The organism is Streptomyces chisholmiae, from assembly GCF_031845445.1.
GTDB lineage: Bacteria > Actinomycetota > Actinomycetes > Streptomycetales > Streptomycetaceae > Streptomyces > Streptomyces chisholmiae.
In genome coordinates, this window is sequence record NZ_JAVREO010000008.1 from 83,257 (window position 1) to 100,634 (window position 17,378).

The window sequence follows — 17,378 nt, forward strand, 5'->3', positions numbered from 1 at the left end:
CCTGCCGGGTGCCGGGCCGCGGCCACCATGGGGTGTGTCGGTGCTCGACGGTGGGGCTATCCCCACCCCGCCCCACCCCGTCATGGTCACAACGCGCCGCCGACCCCCTAGACTCCCGTGCTGTCAGCCCTCCCTGACACCACCGGAGGCCCCAACGTGCCCGACTACTTCCACGGCTACTCGGTCGTCGGTCTGGTCGCGGTGGTCGGCGTGCTCTTCACCGCCGTGGCGTTCGTCGGCGGGCGGCTGCTGCGCCCCGAGGTGCCCACCCCGGAGAAGCTGCTGCCCTACGAGTGCGGGGTCGATCCCGTGGGCGAGGGCTGGGCCCACACCCAGGTGCGGTACTACGTCTACGCCTTCCTCTACGTGATCTTCGCCGTGGACTCGGTCTTCCTCTTCCCCTGGGCGACGGTCTTCGCGGCCGACGGCTTCGGCGCGGCGACGCTGGTCGAGATGTTCGTCTTCCTGGGCTTTCTCTCGGTCGGGCTGCTCTACGCCTGGCGAAAGGGCGTGCTCACATGGACCTGAGCCCGGCGCCGCGCGGCGCCCTCGGACCGCTGGCCCGGCTGGCCCCCGAGCCGATGAAGGTGGTCCTCAACTGGGGCCGCCGCTACAGCCTCTGGGTCTTCAACTTCGGCCTGGCCTGCTGCGCCATCGAGTTCATCGCGGCCTCGATGTCCCGGCACGACTTCATCCGGCTGGGCGTGATCCCGTTCGCCCCGGGACCCCGGCAGGCCGACCTGATGGTCGTCTCCGGCACCGTCACCGACAAGATGGCGCCGGCGGTCAGACGGCTCTACGAGCAGATGCCGGAGCCGAAGTACGTGATCTCCTTCGGTGCCTGCGCCAACTGCGGCGGGCCCTACTGGGACTCGTACGCGGTGACCAAGGGCGTGGACCAGATCATCCCGGTCGACGTCTACGTCCCCGGCTGCCCGCCCCGGCCGGAGGCGCTGCTCCAGGGCATCCTCAAGCTCCAGGAGAAGATCGCCGAGGAGTCGCTCGCCGACCGCTACCCGACGCCGGCCGCCGGCCGTCCTTCCCCGGCGGCGCTGACCAGCGACCTGGTCCGGCGGGACACGCCGTGACGGTGGGCTGGCTGCCCAGGGAGGCGGCGGAGATCTTCGGCCCCGGCGCGGTCGCCGAGGAGGCGTACGACGTGCTGACCGTCGACGTCCCGGCGGGCGCCGCCTGGCCGGCCGCGCTGCGCGTGGCGCGCGACGAGCTGGGCTGCGACTTCTTCGACTGGCTCAGCGCCGTCGACGAGCCGGGCGTGGGGCTGCTGGTCTGCGCCCACGTGGTGGCGCTCGGCACCCCGCCGCGCCGGCTGCTGCTGCGCGTCACGCTGCCGCACGAGGCCCCCACGCTGCCGACCGCGACCGGCGTCTTCGCCGGTGCCGGCTGGCACGAGCGGGAGACCCACGAGATGTTCGGGGTGGACTTCCCCGGCCACCCGGAGCTGGCCCCGCTGCTGCTGCCGGACGGCTTCGAGGGGCACCCGCTGCGCAAGGACTTCGTGCTGGCCGCGCGGGTGGCCAAGCAGTGGCCAGGCGCCAAGGAGCCGGGTGGCGAGACCCCGCGCCGCCGGCAGCCGCTGCCGCCGGGGGTGCCCGACCCGAACGAGTGGGGCCCGCTCAAGGGCCGGGCGCCGGCGGCGCCGGCCGCCAGGCCCGCGCGGGGCGCCGAGGGCGGCGAGCCGGGCGCGGCGCGACCGCGCCGGGCGCGCTCGGCGAGCGCCGGCTCGGCCAGCCAGCGGGCGGCGGGCGGCGCGGCCCGGCCGCGCCGGATGCGCTCGGCCAGCGGCGGCTCGGCGAGCCAACGGACGGCGGAGTCGGCGGAGCCGACGAAACCGGCGGGTGCCAACGGGCCGGCGGGGCCGGCGGGGCCGGCCGCCGACAAGGGGCCCACCGGGCCGGCGGGGGCCCCCGGGCCCACCGGGCCGGGCGAACCGGCCGGGCCGACCGCTGAACCGGCGGAGCCGCCCGCCGGACCTGCGGAGCCGCCCGCCGGGCCGACCGCTGAACCGGCGGAGCCGCCCGCCGAACCTGCGGAGCCGCCCGCCGGACCGGCGGAGCCGCCCGCCGGGGCGGACGGGGCGGACGAGGGGCGGGGCTGAGTGGACGGGTGGGACGTCGCGGTCCGGGTGCTGGCCGTGCTGGTCGCGTTCCTGGTGCTGCCGCTGCTGGTCGGGCAGGCCGAGCACAAGGTGATGGCGCACATGCAGGGCCGGCTCGGCCCGATGCACGCCGGCGGCTTCCACGGCTGGGCCCAACTCGTCGCGGACGGCGTGAAGTTCGCCCAGAAGGAGGACACCGTCCCGGCCGGTGCCGACCGGCGGATCTTCCGGCTGGCGCCGGCGGTCGCGCTGGTGCCGTACCTGGTGGTGCTGATCGCCATCCCGCTCGGCCCGGACGGGCTGGTCGGGCAGTCGGTGGACGCCGGGATCTTCTTCGTGCTGGCGGTGCTCGGCGTCGGCGTGCTGGGCTCGTTGATCGCCGGCTGGGCGTCGGCCAACAAGTACGCGCTGCTCGGCGGCCTGCGCACCGCCGCCCAGCTGATGGCCTACGAGCTGCCGCTGCTGCTGTCCGCCGCCTCGGTCGCCATGGCGGCCGGCACGCTGAGCCTGCCCGGCATCCTCGACGCCTTCGAGTGGTGGTGGGTGCCCTGGCAGCTGGTCGGGGCGTTCGTCTTCTTCACCGCCGGCCTGGCCGAGTTGCAGCGGCCGCCGTTCGACGCGCCGATCGCGCCGGAGGAGATCATCTTCGGCGCCTACACCGAGTACTCGGGGCTGCGGTTCGCGTTCTTCCTGCTCGCCGAGTACGCCGGCATCGTGGTGGTGTCCGCGCTGACCGCCGTCCTCTTCTTCGGCGGCTGGCACGGGCCGTTCGCCGACCAGCTGGGCTGGCTGTGGACGCTGCTGAAGACCGGCGCGCTCTGTTTCCTGGTGATCTGGGCGCGGGTGGCCTGGCCCCGGCTGCGCGCCGACCAGATCCAGAAGTTCGCCTGGACCGTGCTGGTGCCGCTCGCGCTGGCCCAGATCGCGTTCACCGGAGTGATCAAGGTGGTGCAGGGATGAGCCTGGGATCGGGGCTGGCCAAGGGGCTGGCCATCACGTTGCGGACCATGACCCGGCGCGCGGTCACCGCCCAGTACCCGGAGGCGCAGCCGGAGCTGCCGCCGCGCAGCCGGGGGGTGATCGCGCTGTTCGAGGAGAACTGCACGGTCTGCATGCTCTGCGCGCGGGAGTGCCCGGACTGGTGCATCTACATCGACTCGCACAAGGAGACGTTGCCGGCGGTCGGCCCCGGCGGCCGGGAGCGCAGCCGCAACGTGCTGGACCGGTTCGCCATCGACTTCTCGCTGTGCATGTACTGCGGCATCTGTGTCGAGGTCTGCCCGTTCGACGCCCTCTTCTGGTCGCCGGAGTTCGAGTACGCGACCACGGACATCCGGGAGTTGACCCACGAGCGGGACACCCTGCGGGAGTGGATGTGGACGGTGCCCGAGCCGCCGCCGCTGGACCCGGCCGGCGTGGAGCCCAAGGAGATCGCCGCCGCCAGGAAGGCCGCCGAGAAGGCCGCCGCCGAGCAGGCCACCGACACCGGGGAGGGGGCCGGATGACCAGCCGGGAGCTGCTCTCCCCCTCCGGACAGGAGATCGTCTTCCTGCTCGTCGGCCTCGTCGTGCTGGGCGCCGCGGTGCTCTGCGTGACCACCCGCCAGCTGGTGCACGCCGCGCTCTGGCTGGTGGTGGCGCTCGGCGGGCTGGCCGTCGAGTACCTGCTGCTGACCGCCGAGTTCGTGGCCTGGGTCCAGGTGCTGATCTACCTCGGCTCGGTGGTGGTGCTGCTGCTCTTCGGGCTGATGCTGACGAAGGCGCCGATCGGCCCGTCCCCGGACGCCGACTCCGGCAACCGCCGGGTGGCGCTCGGCGTGGCCATCGCCTCGGCCGCCACCCTGGTGACGCTCGTGGTGGACGCCTTCCGCACCACCTGGATCGACCTGGACACCCCGCACGGCGACGCCGCCGCCCTCGGCGACAGCCTCTTCCGCTACTGGGTGCTGCCCTTCGAGGCGCTCTCCGTGCTGCTGCTGGCCGCGCTGGTCGGCGCCATCACCCTCTCCCGGACCCGCGCCGCGCGCGCCCGCGAGACGGCCGGCCGGCCGGCGGGTGAGCGCTGATGCACCTGGTCTACCCGACGGTCCTGGCCGTGCTGCTGTTCAGCGTCGGCGTCTACGGCGTGCTGGCCCGGCGCAACGCCATCCTGGTGCTGATGTCCGTCGAGCTGATGCTCGCCGCCGTCAGCCTCAACCTGGTCGCCTTCGACGTGTGGCTGCGGGACGAGGCGCACACCGGCCAGGTCTTCACCCTCTTCCTCATCGCCCTGGCCGCCGCCGAGATCGGCGTCGGCCTGGCCATCGTGCTGCTCGTCCACCGGGGGCGGGGCACCTCGGCCGTCGACCGGCTGCGCGCGCTGGCCGACCGGGACGAGGACCCCGCCGACGCGGCGAGCCGGGAGACCACCACCACGTGAACACCACGACCGCCGCCGTCCTCGTCCCGCTGCTGCCCGCGCTGGCCGCCGCCGTGCTGCTGCTCACCGGGCGCCGGGCGCCGGGCTTCGTCCAGCCGCTGGCGGTGCTGCCCACGCTGGCCGCCGCCGCGCTCGCCGTGCTGGTCGCCGTGCGCCAGCACGGCGCCGAGCCGCTGATCGCCGCCACCGAGCTGACCCCGACCGGAAACGAGACGCTGCCGGTCGAACTGGCCCTGCGGCTGGACGGGTTCGCGGTGCTGGTCGCCGTCCTGGTCGCCGTGGTGGCCGGCTGCGTGCAGCTCTACTCGACGGCCTACCTGCGCGGCGACCGCCGCTACCCGTCCTACGCGGCGCTGGTCTCGCTCTTCACCTCGGCGATGCTGCTGGTCGTCTACACCGACGACCTGGTGGTGCTGCTGGTCGGCTGGGAGGTGATGGGCGTCTGCTCCTACTTCCTGGTGGGCCACTACTGGGAGACGACCACCGCCCGCGCCGCCTCGCTCAAGGCGTTCCTGGTCACCAAGCTGGGCGACGTGCCGTTCCTGATCGGCATCCTGGCGCTGGCCTCGGACGCCGGCAGCTTCCGGATCAGCGAGATCGTCGCCCGGCTCTCCTCCTCGCTGTCCGGCTTCGAGCTGGCCCACCCCACCGTCGTCGCGCTGCTGCTGCTGGCCGGCGTGGCCGGCAAGTCGGCGCAGGTCCCGCTGCACACCTGGCTGCCGGACGCGATGGCCGGCCCCACCCCGGTCTCCGCGCTGATCCACGCCGCCACCATGGTCGCGGCCGGCGTGTACTTCGTCGCCCGGCTGCTGCCGGTCTTCGCCGAGTCGGCCGCCGCGCTGGTGGTGCTCGCCGCGCTGGCCGCGCTCACCATGCTGGGCTCCGCGCTGGCCGCGCTCGCCCAGGACGACGTCAAGCGCGTGCTCGCCTACTCCACCATCGGCCAACTCGGCTTCATGGCCGGCGCCCTGGCGGTCGCCGACCGGGAGGCCGCCGTCTTCCACCTGCTCACCCACGGCGCGTTCAAGGCGCTGCTCTTCCTCGCCGCCGGCGTGCTCATCCAGACCGCAGGCACCGGCTCGCTGGCCGCGCTGTCCCGGATGCGGGACCTGCGGGCCAAGGCGCCGGACGCGTTCTGGGCGATGACCATCGGGCTGCTGGCGCTGGCCGCCGTCCCCCCGTTCAGCGGCTTCTTCTCCAAGGAGGCGGTGATCGGCGCCGCCGAGCACGCCGCCCTGGACAACGAGCACGGCGTCTCCAGCAGCCTCGCCGCGCCGGCCGCCGCCGGCTGGATCGTGCTGGTCGCCGGGCTCGCCACCGCGCTGCTCACCGCCGCCTACGCCGCCCGGCTGTGGCTGCTCGCCTTCCACGACCCGGTCCGGGCCCGCACCGAGAGCGTGCCGCCGGGCGCGCGCTCCGCGCCGGCGATGACCGGGGTGCTGTGGCTGCTGGTGGTGCCCTCGCTGCTGCTCGGGCTGGCCTACCGGGAGCTGCCCGACTGGTTCGACGGCGGCTCGCTGGCCCCGACGCTCACCACCTCGGTGCTGGCCACCGGCGCCGCCGTGCTCGGCGGCACCGCCACCTACGCCGCCTGGCGCCGCGCCTACGAGAGCGGCGGGGCCGAGGACCCGGCGCCCGCGCTGCTCGGCCCGCTGCGCCGGCACGCCGAGGCCGGCTTCCACGCGGACGCGCTCTACGCCGCCGCCGTGGTCCGGCCGGTGCGCGGCGCCGCCCGGCTGGTCAGGTTCCTGGACCGGGCGGTGATCGACACCTATGTGCGGGGCGCGGCCCGCGCCCCGGGGCTGCTCGGCACGCTGGCCCGCCGGGCGCAGACCGGCAACGTCCAGACGTATCTGAGCGCGCTGGTCGCCGGGGCCCTGGTGCTCGGGGTGGCCGCCGTGCTCGTCGCGGTGGGGGAGTGACCGATGATCACGCTGTCCGACCCGGTCCAGCAGGCGCTGCTGCTGGCCGTCGTGGCGCTGCCGCTGGTGGGCGCGGTGGCCGGGCTGCTGCCCGCGCCGCCCGGGCTGCGCGGCGCCGGCGGCCCGGACCGGGACGTGCTCCGGCACGGCGTGGTCGTCACCGGCGCGGTGCTGGCCGCCACGCTGCTGCTGGCGCTGTCCTTCGACCACCAGCGGCCGGGCGCCGTGCAGGCCGAGACGGACGTGGCCTGGGTGCCGGCGCTGGACGTCCGGCTGCACCTGGGCGTCGACGGGATCTCGCTGCCGCTGCTGGTGCTGACCGCGCTGCTGACCTTCCTGGCCGCGCTGTACTCCTGGTTCCGGCCGCCGACCGGCCCCGGCACCCCCGGCCCGCGCGCCTTCGTGGCGCTGCTGTTGCTGCTGGAGACCGGGATGCTGGCCACCTTCGCGGTGCTGGACCTGATCCTGTTCTTCCTGGCCTTCGAGACCGTGCTGATCCCGATGTACTTCCTGATCGCCCGCTGGGGCCAGGGCGCCGAACGGGGCGCGGCGGCCCGGAAGTTCGTGCTGTTCACGGTGGTCGGCTCGGTGCTGATGCTGCTCGGGCTGCTGCTGGTCGGCGGCCATGCCGGCACCTTCGACATGGTGGCGCTGGCCGAGGCGCAGGGCGCCGGACTGACCCGGGGCACCCAGATCCTCGCGGTGCTGGCGATCGGCCTCGGGCTGGCCGTGAAGACCCCGATGTGGCCGCTGCACAGCTGGCTGCCGGACGCCCACACGGCGGCCCCCACCGTCGGCTCGGTGCTGCTGGCCGGCGTGCTGCTGAAGATGGGCACCTACGGGCTGGTCCGGATCGCGGTGCCGGTCGCCCCGGAGGGTGTCCGGGTGCTCGCCCCCTACCTGGGCGCGTTCGCCGTGGCCGGCATCATCTACGGCTCGCTGGCCTGCCTGGCCCTGGTGCGGGAGGGCGCCGGCGGCGACCTGAAACGGCTGATCGCCTACTCGTCCGTCGGCCACATGGGTTTCGTGCTGCTGGGCGTCGCCACCCTCACGCACAGCGGGGTGAACGGCGCGCTGTTCGCCGGCGTGGCCCACGGACTGATCACCGGGCTGCTGTTCTTCCTGGTCGGCGCCGTCAAGGAGCGCCTGGGCAGCACCGACCTGGACACCCTGGCCAAGGCGGGCGGCGCCGCGCTCTACGGCCGGGCGCCGCGGCTGGGCGGGCTGCTGGCGTTCGCCGCGGTGGCCTCCCTCGGGCTGCCGGGGCTGGCCGGGTTCTGGGGCGAACTCCTCGCCATGCTGGGCGCCTTCCACCCCGGTGACGGGCTGAGCCAGCCGGCCTACCTGACCTATCTGGCGGTCGCCGCCGTCGGCACCCTGCTGACCGCCGCCTACCTGCTGCTGGTGGTGCGCCGGGTCTGCATGGGCCCGGTGCCGGCCGGCGGCGCCGCGCCGCTCCCCGACCTGCGGGCCCCCGACTACCTGGTGGCCACCCCGCTGGTCGCGCTCACCCTGCTCGCCGGCCTCTGGCCGGCCGTCCTGCTGCACCTCACCGATCCAGCCGTCCAGCTCCTGCTCCCGGGCGTGGTCCGATGAACCTGATCCAGCACGTGGACTGGGTGGCCGTGGCGCCCCCGCTGATCGTCGCGCTGACCGCGGTGGCCGTGCTGGTCGCCGACCTCTTCCTGCCGGCCGGCCGGAAGGCGGCGCTGGCCTGGCTGGCGCTGGGCGGGCTGGCGTTGGCCCTGCTGACGCTGCTGCCGCTGTGGGACGACGGCCGGTCCACCTTCTGCCTGGCCGACGAGCCGGGACTGTGCTCGTACGCCGCCGACCGGTTCGCGCTGGTCGTGCAGCTGCTGGTGCTGGGCGGGGCGCTGCTCGCCGGGCTGCTGACGGTGCCGGAGCTGCGCGCCGGCGCGCGGTCCGGGGCCGGGGCCGGCTCCCGCTCCGGGGCCGGCTCCAGCTCAGGTTCCGGGGCCGCGGCGGTCGCCGGCGCGGATCCGGAGGTGGACGGCGGGGCGCCGGGACGGCTGCCGGGCGGGGAGTTCTGGTTCCTGCTGCTCGCCTCGGCCAGCGGCGCCGCGCTGCTGCCGGCGGCCCGCGACCTGGCCACCCTGGTGATCGCCCTGGAGCTGACCACGCTGCCGGCGTACGCGCTGGTGGGGCTGCGCCCGGGGAGCCCGGCCGGCGCCGAGGCGGCCTGGAAGTTCTTCCTGACCTCGGTGACCGCCACCGCCGTCGGGCTGCTCGGCGTCAGCTTCGTCTACGCCGGTGCCGGCAGCCTCTTCCTGAGCGAGATCGCCACCGAACTGCCGGCCACCGACCAACGGTTGGCGACCCTGGTCCGGGTCGGGGTGGCGTTGACGCTGATCGCCTTCGTCTTCAAGGTCGCCGCCGTCCCGTTCCACTTCTGGGTGCCGGAGACCTACCGGGGCGCGCCGCTGCCGGTGGCCGGCTACCTCTCGGTGGTCGGCAAGAGCGCCGGGCTGGCCGGGCTGCTGCTGGTCACCACCGGCGCCTTCCCCGGGCACGGCGAGGTGTGGGGGCCGGCGCTCGCCGTGCTCGCCGGGCTCACCATGACGGTCGGCAACGTCGCCGCGCTGCGCACCACGGCCGGCGCGCCGCACAGCGCGGTGCGCCTGCTGGCCTGGTCCTCGATCGGCCAGGCCGGCTACCTGCTGGTGCCGGTGGCCGCCGCCGGCTACGCGGCGGACGGCGCGGCGCTGGAGTCCGCCGTCGGCACCACCCTCGCCTATGCGTTGATGTACGGCGCGGTGAACCTCGGCGCCTTCGCCGTGCTCGCGCTGGTCCTCAGGGACCGGGGCGACGGCTCGGGGCATCGTGTCGCTGACTTTCGTGGCCTGTACGCCCGCCGCCCGCTGGCCGCCCTGGCGCTGGGCTTCTTCCTGCTCTGCCTGGCCGGGCTGCCGCCCGGCGTGATCGGGCTCTTCGCCAAGGTCGCCGTCTTCCGCTCGGCGGTGGACGCCGGACTCGGCGTGCTGGCCGTGGTGATGGCGGTGAACGTCGCCGTCGCGCTCGTCTACTACCTGCGGTGGACCGCGCTGCTCTTCCAACCGGCCGAGCCCGGCGTCGAGCCCGGGCCCGAGCCGGCGGCGGAGGCGGCGGGGGAGGCGGCGGCCGCGCCCACCGGCCGGCCCTCGCTGGCCATCGGCGGCGTCATCGCGCTCACCAGCGCCGTCGGCCTGCTGCTCTCCGGGGCTCCCCAACTGGTCCTGACGCTCGCCGGCGGCGGCCTCTGACCGGCGGCGCCGAGCCGGCCGTGATCCGGCCCTGAACCCGCCCCGAGCGCGCCCCGAGCCGGGCCGCGGGGGTTCGCGGGGAACGCATCCTCTTCGTGTGGCGTTGTGCCCTTCGGGAGTGTCCACTGTGAGTGGAGATACTCCGACACCCGGGATGATCCGGACACCCCCGCGCGCGATCTGGAGGGCCCACCGTGCACCGCCGGCACAACGGACTGAGGACGGCCGCACTGCTGGGCGGCATGTCCGCGTTGATCCTGGTCATCGGGAGTCTCTTCGGCCGGACGGGGCTGCTGATCGCCCTGGTGGTCGCGCTGGCCACCAACGGCTACGCCTACTGGAACAGCGACAAGCTCGCGCTCCGCTCGATGCGGGCCCGCCCGGTCGGCGAGTTCGAGGCCCCGGCGCTCTACCGGATGGTCCGCGAGCTGGCCGGCCAGGCCAGAGCGCCGATGCCCCGGCTCTACATCTCGCCGACGGAGGCCCCCAACGCCTTCGCGACCGGCCGGAACCCGCGCAACGCCGCCGTCTGCTGCACGGAGGGCATCCTGCGGCTGCTGGACGAGCGCGAGCTGCGCGGCGTGCTCGGGCACGAGCTGAGCCACGTCTACAACCGCGACATCCTGATCTCGTCGGTGGCCGGCGCGATGGCCTCGGTGATCATGTTCCTGGTCAACTTCGCCTGGTTCCTGCCGCTCGGCCGGGACGAGGACGACGGCCCCGGGCTGGTCGGGATGCTGCTGGTGATGCTGCTCGGCCCGATCGCCGCCTCGCTGATCCAGCTGGCGGTCAGCCGCTCCCGGGAGTACGAGGCCGACGCCGCCGGCGCCCGGCTCACCGGGGACCCGCTGGCCCTGGCCGCCGCGCTGCGCAAGCTGGAGGCCGGCACCCAGCGGCTGCCGCTGCGCCCGGAGCCCCAGCTGGAGACGGCCAGCCACCTGATGATCGCCAACCCGTTCCGCAAGGGCGAGGGGCTGGCCCGGATGTTCGCCACCCACCCGCCGATGGCGGAGCGCATCGCCCGGCTGGAAAGGATGGCGGGCGGCGGTCGTTGACGCCATGCTGGCTCCGTGCGAACCCTTCTGAACATCATCTGGCTCATCTTCTCCGGCCTGTGGATGGCCCTCGGCTACGCGATCGCCGGGCTGATCTGCTGCCTGCTGGTGGTCACCATCCCCTTCGGGCTGGCCTGCTTCCGCATCGCCACCTACGCCCTCTGGCCGTTCGGCTACCGGGTCACCGACCGGCACGACGCGGGGCTGGCCTCCGGCGTCGGCAACGTCATCTGGCTGATCGTGGCCGGTATCTGGATCACTCTTGGCCATATCGTGGCCGGCGTTGCCTTCTGCGTGACCGTGATCGGCATCCCGTTCGGCATCGCGCACTTCAAGCTGATCCCGGTCTCCCTGATGCCGCTCGGCCGCGAGATCGTCCGCGTCTGAGCCCACCCCTGCCGCGTACGACGACGAGGGCGGTGGCCCGGGGAGAACCCGGGCCACCGCCCTCGTTCGCGTCGCGTTCGCGTCGCGTTCGCGTCGCGCCGACCGATGGCCGGCGGCGGCGCTCAGTTCCGCTTGGCGGCCTCCTCGGCGCGGGCGCCGGCCGCCGCCTCGCTCTCCCGCTCGGCCTCGCCGCCGCCCCGCTTCGCCAGCACGTAGCGCTCCCGCAGGTAGCGGATGCCCTCGTGCAGCAGCGTGATGCCCAGCGCCAGGCCCAGGCCCAGCATCACCCCGCGCAGCGGCTCCTCCTCGAAGGCGTGGCCGCCTATGTAGCCGATGGCGGTGGAGTAGAGCGCCCAGGAGATCGCGGCGATGGTGTCGTAGAAGGTGAACGAGCGCAGCGGGAAGCCCGTGGCCCCCGTGGTCAGCGTGGCCGCCGTGCGGCCCCCCGGGATGTAGCGGGCGACCACCAGCACCAGGCCGCCGCGCTTCTCCAGCATCTTGGCCACCCCGTCGTACGCCTTGCGGGTACGGGTGCCCGGCTTGAGTTTGGCGTAGATCCGGGAGCCGGACTTTCGGCCTATGAAGTAGGAGATGTGATCTCCGGTGAACGCCCCGAGCGCGGCCACCACGATGATCAGGACGACATTGGGTTCACCGTTCGCAGCAGCGAATACCGCCAGGGTGATCACCAGTGTCTCACTGGGCACCACGGGGAAGAATCCGTCCAGCATCGCGATGGCGTACAGCGCCAGGTACACCCATGGGGTGGAGACGAAGTTCTCGACCGCCTGGATGATCGCATCGTTCATGTGCGCAAGGCTAAGGAATGGAACGCGTCAGCGCTGCCGTTGATCCGTAACGGTCATGTCCGGGTTGCGCCCCGACGGCACCGGTGACCGGTCGGCCGGCGATCGGTCACCCCGGGGCACCGGCCCGGCCGGGGCGAACGTGTCGGACATCACAGTGGCGTCGGCCTCCGCGGCGCCCGGCCCGCGCGGCCCGGCGGCGCCCCCGCCCCGCGCGGCCCGCCGGTCCGCCCCGCCGCCGTCCGCCGCGCCGCCCGCGCCGACCGGCCGGCGGCGGCCCGGGCGGCACGCCCCCGCCGGCCGGGCCGCCCCCGCCCCACGGTGTTCCCGCAAGCAAACCAACGCGCTCGGGTCAGAGCCACCCGTTGCGCCGGAAACCCCGGTGGATCAGCACGATGGCCGTCACGATCACCACCAGCACCAGCGGGTAGCCGAACCGCCAGCGCAGCTCCGGCATGTGCTCGAAGTTCATCCCGTAGACCCCGCAGACCATGGTGGGCACCGCGATGATCGCGGCCCACGCGGTGATCCTGCGCATGTCCTCGTTCTGCGTCGCCTGCACCTGCGCCAGATTGGCCTGCAGGATCGAGTCGATCAGCGCGTCGTAGCCGGTGACCTGGTCGGCGACCCGGTTCAGGTGGTCGGCGACGTCCCGGAAGTAGCTGCGGATCTCCGGGTGCACCAGGCCCGACGAGGCCTCCGACAACTGCTGCAGCGGCCGGTCCAGCGGTGCCACCGCGCGCTTCAGCTCCAGCACCTCCCGCTTGAGCTGGTAGATCCGGCCCACCTGCGCCGCGCTGCCCCGGGTGTCGGCGAAGACCGCCGACTCGATGTCGTCGATGTCGTCCCGGACCGCCGCCGCCACCTCCAGGTAGTGGTCCACCACCTGGTCGGCGATCGCGTGCAGCACCGCCGACGGACCCTTGGCCAACCGCGCCGGCCGCTCCTCCAGCGACCGGCGCAGCGCGCCGAGCGCCCCGTGCTCGCCGTGCCGGACCGTGATCACGAAGTCCGCGCCGACGAAGACCATGACCTCGCCGGTCTCCACCACCTCGCTGGTCGCCGTCAGCTCGTGGTGGTCGACGTAGCGCACGGTCTTCAACACCATGAAGAGCGTGTCGTCATAGCGCTCGAGCTTGGGCCGCTGGTGCGCGTGGACCGCGTCCTCGACCGCCAGCGGATGCAGCCCGAACTGCTCGGCCACGCCCGCCAGTTCCTCCTCCGTCGGCTCGTGCAGCCCGATCCAGACGAAGGCGCCCCGCCGCCGTCTGGCCTGCCCGATCGCCGCCGCCGGGTCCCGGGGGGCCGGGCGGCGCAGCCCGTCGCGGTAGACCGCGCAGTCCACCACGGCCGCCGCCGCGGGAGTCTCGGCGGCGGCCGCGGCCGACACCGTCCCGACCGGACGGTGTCGCCAGGCCAGCTCGAACGCCGCGCGGAGCGGACGGATCATGGTCACCGCTACCTCCTACCCCACCCGGCCCCGGCCCACCGGCAGCCACGCTCAGCGATAGTTCACGAACTGCACCGCGAAGTCGAAGTCGGCCTCCTTCACCAGGCGTTGCACCTCCTGGAGGGAGTCCCGGCTCTTGGAGCTGACCCGCAGCTCGTCGCCCTGCACCTGGGCCTTCACGCCCTTCGGGCCCTCGTCCCTGATCAGCTTGGCGACCTTCTTCGCGTCGTCGGTGGAGATGCCCTCCTTGATGCTCGACACCAGGCGGTACTCCTTCCCCGACGCCTGCGGCTCCCCGGCGTCCAGCGCCTTCAACGAGATGCCGCGCTTGATCAGCTTGGACTGGAAGATGTCCAGCACGGCCTTCGCCCGCTCGTCGGCGTTGGCCCGGATCTCGATCAGCTCGCCGGACCAGCCGATGGAGGCGCCCACCCCACGGAAGTCGTAGCGCTGGGAGATCTCCTTGGCGGCCTGGTTGAGCGCGTTGTCGACCTCCTGCCGATCGACCTTGGAGACGATGTCGAAACTGGAGTCGGCCATGGTGGTGTTGGCTCCTCATACATCCGGAATCCGGCTCGGTCCTCGACAGCCTAGCCACCGGCCGCCCCGTTCGACCCGGCCGAACCGAGTGGCGAACCACCCCCGCGCATCGGGTATGGTTTAACCGCAGCAAGGCGGTGTGCCCGAGCGGCCAAAGGGAGCAGACTGTAAATCTGCCGGCTCAGCCTTCCCAGGTTCGAATCCTGGCGCCGCCACAGTGCGAGTAAGACCCTCTGACCAGTGAAATCAGCTGGGCGGGGGGTCTTTTTGCCGCGCCTGGGCGGCTTGTTCGACGGTGAATCGAAAAGCGGCTTACGCGTCGGATTCTCCCGGGTGTGTCCCGGAGTGATCCAGCCTCCGTTCCCCAGCCGGTCCCCGGGCCCCGACGCCGCCGGGCGGCTAGCGCCCCGGCAAGTCCTCCCACTCCCGCAGCGCGGTCTCGATGCGCCGGTTGGAGCGTTCCTCGCTCTGGGCGAGGACCTTGGCGTAGACGCGGAACAGGACGGACAGGCTGTGCCCGGCACGGCGGGCGCACTCCGCGGGGTCCACACCGGAGCTGAGCCAGAACGAGACGCCGGCGTGCCGCATATCGTACGGGCGGCGGGCGAGCCGCGAGGCCGCCTCCTCCTCCGTGAGGGCCGTGCTCCGCGCGCGGGCCCAGACCTCCCCGTAGCCGCTCTCCTGGAGGACGCCCTCGCGCCCGGTGCGGAAGAGCCGGCCGTCGGGCGCGGTGCCGAAGGCGTCGACGTGTCGGCGCAGCATCCGGACCAGGACCGGAGGGACGGGCACGGGGCGGGTGTCCTCGGGCGCCCGGGCCTCCAACCCGCGCACCTCGTGGGCCCGTCCGTCGTCGGTCCAGCTCCGCCCGGCACGCACCACGCCACCCCGCAGGGTCAGGCGGCCCCACCCCTGGGCGGGGAGCTGGCACTGGCGGCGGGTGAGGTGAATGGCCTCGGCCGGGCGAAGCGCCGCGTGGTAGAGGCAGCCGAAGAACGCCTCCAGGTGTTCGCCGCGCCTGCCCTGCTGGCGCACCGCGGCCAGGAGCCGGCGGACCTGCGGGGGATTGGCGACGCTCTCCGGATCGACCTGCTCGGCGGCGCGCGGGACCGCCCAACGCACGGTGGTCAGCGGGTTGACGCCGCCGGGCAGGAGCTTCTCCTCGACGGCCAGGCCGAGAACGTCGCTCAGGCAGGCCCGCTTGCGCTTCGCCGTCCGGGCGGCGGCCGGCTTCCCGTCGAGAGGAGACCACGATGGTCAGCGCGGGCAGCGTGCCGTGCCGCATTCGCCCACCAACCGGTGATCGACGCCGTCGACGTGCCGCCCGAAGACGCCACGGACATCGAGGAGTTGCTCGACACCGCCGGCACCCTGTACCTGCTGGGCAAGGACTGCGAACACTCCTCCCTCTCCCCGCTGGTCACCGCCATCACCGAAGACGTCCTCGACCGGGCCGAACAACTCGCCGTCACCAAGCCCCACCGACGACTCGCCCCACCCCTCGTCGCCGCGCTCGACGAAGCACCCAACATCGCGCCCCTGCCCTCACTACGGCAACGCGTCGCCGACGGCCGAGGACGCGGGCTGTGCGTCGTCTACCTCGTCCAGTCCTGGGCCTCCGCCGAGAGCCGCTTCGGACGCGCCGTCGCCCGCGAACTCGCCGCCATCACCAACAACACCCTCGTCCTGGGCGGCTCCCACGACGTCGCCCTCCTCAAGGACCTCCAGGAACTCTGCGGCACCACCGACGTCATCAAGACCTCCACCACCCACACCCACGACCACCGAGGCGGACCACCCAGCCGCAGCCACGCCGCCAGCCAGGACCACGAACCCGTCCTCCGCGCCCACCAGATCACCCGCCTCGACATCGCCGCCGGCCACGCCCTCCTCCTGGCCGGCAACCTCCCGCCCGTCCTCGTCGAACTCCCACCCCTCAACCACCACCCCGACTGGCCCACCATCCAGCGGGAATCACCCACGTCCGCGCCCTCGCCGACGACGCCCGCGCCCGGGCGACGGCCGTCGAACGCGACCGCCGACACCAACACGCGACCGCCTGGCGCACCCGCCGATGACGCCCCTACCGGCGTGGCCCCCGCCCCCCACCGCGGTCCGCCGACTCCTCCACCCGGACGGCCCGGAGGGAGACGCCGCCGACGCCCTTGAGGCGCCCCACCCCTGGGACCTGTGCGCCCTGACCGGCGACCTGGCCGAGGCCGTCTGGACCTGGCTCGACGACGTCGCGGTGTGGCTCAACGCCACCTACGCCGCCCAGGACCACCAGGTCATCCCCGCCTGCTGGCCCCACCACCCGAGCATCGCCCACGACCTGGCCGCCCTCGCCTTCAGCCGCCTCGACGTCTACCAGGCATCAACGGCCGCCTACGTCGGCCGCTGGCACCACGACCTCGAAGACCTCCACCGCCGCATGACCACCACCCTCGGCCCCAACTCCCCCTGCCACCGCGGCAACCACGACGCCCACCCCCGCCAACTCACCGCGGAGGCCGCGAACCACGCGATCACGACCCGAGCGCAGTCGGAGCCGCCCGCGCCCTAGGATTCCGATATGCCCCAACCGAAACGGCCCCCGCGCAACGAGCGACCAACCGGGCGGGGCGACGGTAAAGAAACTGCAAAGCCCCTCTAACGCCGCAGGTCAGAAAGTGTCCTCTCCGCGCGAGCGGAGGTGTCCCGCCAGGGTGATCCGCACGGTGTGCTCGTCCAGCGTCCTCTCCGCGCGAGCGGAGGTGTCCCGGCCCAGACTAAGGTCCAAACCAAGACCCAAACGTCCTCTCCGCGCGAGCGGAGGTGTCCCGCCAGCTCAACCGTGGGGCCGTCGGCGGGAGTCGTCCTCTCCGCGCGAGCGGAGGTGTCCCGATGAAGCCCCGCCCCTGCTCCAGGTCCACGGCGTCCTCTCCGCGCGAGCGGAGGTGTCCCGCACATCATCGCTGTGGGGGTGGTTGACAATGAGTCCTCTCCGCGCGAGCGGAGGTGTCCCGCGGATGCGCGTCGACGGGCGGGCGATGTACCTGTCCTCTCCGCGCGAGCGGAGGTGTCCCGCGGCAGATGGACTGGCTGTCCCCGAAGATCATGTCCTCTCCGCGCGAGCGGAGGTGTCCCGGTTTCCCAGTCGCTTTGCGTCATGTCCCCCTCGTCCTCTCCGCGCGAGCGGAGGTGTCCCGCTCCCCAGCCAGCGCGTCGAGGCGGGCGCCCTGTCCTCTCCGCGCGAGCGGAGGTGTCCCGCACCAGGTCGAGGAAGCGGCGCGCGGGGTGTGGTCCTCTCCGCGCGAGCGGAGGTGTCCCGCGCTGCACAGGCGTACATGACCTGATCCTGCGGTCCTCTCCGCGCGAGCGGAGGTGTCCCGTCGAGCTGGCCGCAGAGGCCGGCCAGCAGATCGTCCTCTCCGCGCGAGCGGAGGTG

At 73.6% G+C, this 17,378-nt stretch carries 17 protein-coding genes, 1 tRNA gene, 1 pseudogene and 1 CRISPR repeat array (1 of these 20 running past the window's edge); of the genes and pseudogenes, 15 read left to right on the forward strand and 4 right to left on the reverse strand.

Annotated features, from left to right (window positions below):
• The first annotated feature begins 117 nt into the window (after positions 1 to 117).
• The 12 genes from RM844_RS15135 (at position 118) to RM844_RS15190 (ending at position 11,158) form a co-directional block, all read left to right on the forward strand.
• Positions 118 to 528: an NADH-quinone oxidoreductase subunit A gene (locus tag RM844_RS15135; protein WP_311667706.1), complete on the forward strand. Its 411-nt coding sequence runs from the start codon at positions 118 to 120 to the stop codon at positions 526 to 528.
• Positions 519 to 1,088: an NADH-quinone oxidoreductase subunit B gene (locus RM844_RS15140; RefSeq protein ID WP_311667707.1), complete on the forward strand. Its 570-nt coding sequence runs from the start codon at positions 519 to 521 to the stop codon at positions 1,086 to 1,088. The genes RM844_RS15135 and RM844_RS15140 overlap by 10 nt, the downstream gene beginning before the upstream one ends.
• Entirely contained in the window at positions 1,085 to 2,116 is a 1,032-nt protein-coding gene (locus RM844_RS15145; protein WP_311667708.1) for an NADH-quinone oxidoreductase subunit C, read from the forward strand. The genes RM844_RS15140 and RM844_RS15145 overlap by 4 nt, the downstream gene beginning before the upstream one ends.
• Entirely contained in the window at positions 2,117 to 3,076 is a 960-nt protein-coding gene (locus RM844_RS15150; RefSeq protein ID WP_311667709.1) for a complex I subunit 1/NuoH family protein, read from the forward strand.
• A complete protein-coding gene (locus RM844_RS15155; protein ID WP_311667710.1) occupies positions 3,073 to 3,621 on the forward strand; it encodes a NuoI/complex I 23 kDa subunit family protein in 549 nt (182 codons plus the stop codon). Before RM844_RS15150 ends, RM844_RS15155 begins: the two co-directional genes overlap by 4 nt.
• Positions 3,618 to 4,181 (forward strand): NADH-quinone oxidoreductase subunit J family protein, encoded by a 564-nt coding sequence (locus RM844_RS15160; protein WP_311667711.1) that lies wholly within the window; start codon positions 3,618 to 3,620, stop codon positions 4,179 to 4,181. The genes RM844_RS15155 and RM844_RS15160 overlap by 4 nt, the downstream gene beginning before the upstream one ends.
• Positions 4,181 to 4,534, forward strand: a complete 354-nt coding sequence (nuoK, locus tag RM844_RS15165) for an NADH-quinone oxidoreductase subunit NuoK (RefSeq protein WP_311667712.1) — start codon at positions 4,181 to 4,183, stop codon at positions 4,532 to 4,534. The genes RM844_RS15160 and nuoK overlap by 1 nt, the downstream gene beginning before the upstream one ends.
• Positions 4,531 to 6,456 carry an NADH-quinone oxidoreductase subunit 5 family protein gene (locus RM844_RS15170; RefSeq protein ID WP_311667713.1) on the forward strand — a complete coding sequence of 642 codons (1,926 nt, stop codon included), beginning with the start codon at positions 4,531 to 4,533 and terminating at the stop codon, positions 6,454 to 6,456. The genes nuoK and RM844_RS15170 overlap by 4 nt, the downstream gene beginning before the upstream one ends.
• 3 nt (positions 6,457 to 6,459) lie before the next feature.
• Positions 6,460 to 8,052, forward strand: a complete 1,593-nt coding sequence (locus RM844_RS15175) for a complex I subunit 4 family protein (protein WP_311667714.1) — start codon at positions 6,460 to 6,462, stop codon at positions 8,050 to 8,052.
• On the forward strand, positions 8,049 to 9,716 hold the full coding sequence (locus RM844_RS15180) for an NADH-quinone oxidoreductase subunit N (RefSeq protein ID WP_311667715.1): 1,668 nt from the start codon (positions 8,049 to 8,051) through the stop codon (positions 9,714 to 9,716). Before RM844_RS15175 ends, RM844_RS15180 begins: the two co-directional genes overlap by 4 nt.
• Before the next feature lie 194 nt (positions 9,717 to 9,910).
• Entirely contained in the window at positions 9,911 to 10,771 is an 861-nt protein-coding gene (htpX, locus tag RM844_RS15185; protein WP_311667716.1) for a zinc metalloprotease HtpX, read from the forward strand.
• A gap of 15 nt (positions 10,772 to 10,786) precedes the next feature.
• Positions 10,787 to 11,158 (forward strand): YccF domain-containing protein, encoded by a 372-nt coding sequence (locus tag RM844_RS15190; protein ID WP_311667717.1) that lies wholly within the window; start codon positions 10,787 to 10,789, stop codon positions 11,156 to 11,158.
• 122 nt (positions 11,159 to 11,280) lie between these two features.
• On the opposite strand, the gene RM844_RS15195 is transcribed toward RM844_RS15190, so the two are convergent.
• From RM844_RS15195 to RM844_RS15205, 3 genes are all read right to left on the reverse strand, one after another.
• The gene (locus tag RM844_RS15195) at positions 11,281 to 11,967 is read right to left on the reverse strand and encodes a DedA family protein (protein ID WP_311667718.1); all 687 of its coding nucleotides are present in this window, start codon (positions 11,965 to 11,967) and stop codon (positions 11,281 to 11,283) included.
• Positions 11,968 to 12,316: 349 nt separating this feature from the next.
• Positions 12,317 to 13,414 (reverse strand): magnesium/cobalt transporter CorA, encoded by a 1,098-nt coding sequence (gene corA / locus RM844_RS15200; protein WP_394814520.1) that lies wholly within the window; start codon positions 13,412 to 13,414, stop codon positions 12,317 to 12,319.
• 51 nt (positions 13,415 to 13,465) lie between these two features.
• Positions 13,466 to 13,954, reverse strand: a complete 489-nt coding sequence (locus tag RM844_RS15205; protein ID WP_311667720.1) for a YajQ family cyclic di-GMP-binding protein — start codon at positions 13,952 to 13,954, stop codon at positions 13,466 to 13,468.
• A gap of 133 nt (positions 13,955 to 14,087) precedes the next feature.
• Between RM844_RS15205 and RM844_RS15210 the strand changes: the two genes are divergently transcribed.
• Positions 14,088 to 14,169: transfer RNA gene (locus tag RM844_RS15210), tRNA-Tyr, on the forward strand.
• A 184-nt stretch (positions 14,170 to 14,353) separates the two neighbouring features.
• Here the strand turns inward: RM844_RS15210 and RM844_RS15215 are convergent.
• Positions 14,354 to 15,193, reverse strand: a pseudogene (locus tag RM844_RS15215) (site-specific integrase); the annotation flags it as partial.
• 57 nt (positions 15,194 to 15,250) lie between these two features.
• Here RM844_RS15215 and RM844_RS15220 point away from each other — a divergent pair.
• Both RM844_RS15220 and RM844_RS15225 read left to right on the forward strand, forming a co-directional pair.
• Positions 15,251 to 16,120 (forward strand): type IV secretory system conjugative DNA transfer family protein, encoded by an 870-nt coding sequence (locus tag RM844_RS15220; protein WP_311667722.1) that lies wholly within the window; start codon positions 15,251 to 15,253, stop codon positions 16,118 to 16,120.
• Positions 16,026 to 16,514, forward strand: a complete 489-nt coding sequence (locus RM844_RS15225) for a hypothetical protein (RefSeq protein WP_311667724.1) — start codon at positions 16,026 to 16,028, stop codon at positions 16,512 to 16,514. The genes RM844_RS15220 and RM844_RS15225 overlap by 95 nt, the downstream gene beginning before the upstream one ends.
• A 108-nt stretch (positions 16,515 to 16,622) precedes the next feature.
• A CRISPR array of direct repeats spans positions 16,623 to 17,378; the repeat unit is 29 nt; unit sequence GTCCTCTCCGCGCGAGCGGAGGTGTCCCG (it continues 433 nt past the right edge of the window).

Coding starts and splice junctions, on each gene's coding strand:
- RM844_RS15140 (WP_311667707.1), top strand. CDS start 519: ATGGACCTGAGCCCGGCGCCGCGCGGCGCCCTCGGACCGCTGGCCCGG.
- RM844_RS15155 (WP_311667710.1), top strand. CDS start 3,073: ATGAGCCTGGGATCGGGGCTGGCCAAGGGGCTGGCCATCACGTTGCGG.
- RM844_RS15160 (WP_311667711.1), top strand. CDS start 3,618: ATGACCAGCCGGGAGCTGCTCTCCCCCTCCGGACAGGAGATCGTCTTC.
- nuoK (WP_311667712.1), top strand. CDS start 4,181: ATGCACCTGGTCTACCCGACGGTCCTGGCCGTGCTGCTGTTCAGCGTC.
- RM844_RS15175 (WP_311667714.1), top strand. CDS start 6,460: ATGATCACGCTGTCCGACCCGGTCCAGCAGGCGCTGCTGCTGGCCGTC.
- RM844_RS15180 (WP_311667715.1), top strand. CDS start 8,049: ATGAACCTGATCCAGCACGTGGACTGGGTGGCCGTGGCGCCCCCGCTG.
- RM844_RS15195 (WP_311667718.1), bottom strand. CDS start 11,967: ATGAACGATGCGATCATCCAGGCGGTCGAGAACTTCGTCTCCACCCCA.
- corA (WP_394814520.1), bottom strand. CDS start 13,414: ATGATCCGTCCGCTCCGCGCGGCGTTCGAGCTGGCCTGGCGACACCGT.
- RM844_RS15205 (WP_311667720.1), bottom strand. CDS start 13,954: ATGGCCGACTCCAGTTTCGACATCGTCTCCAAGGTCGATCGGCAGGAG.
- RM844_RS15225 (WP_311667724.1), top strand. CDS start 16,026: ATGACGCCCCTACCGGCGTGGCCCCCGCCCCCCACCGCGGTCCGCCGA.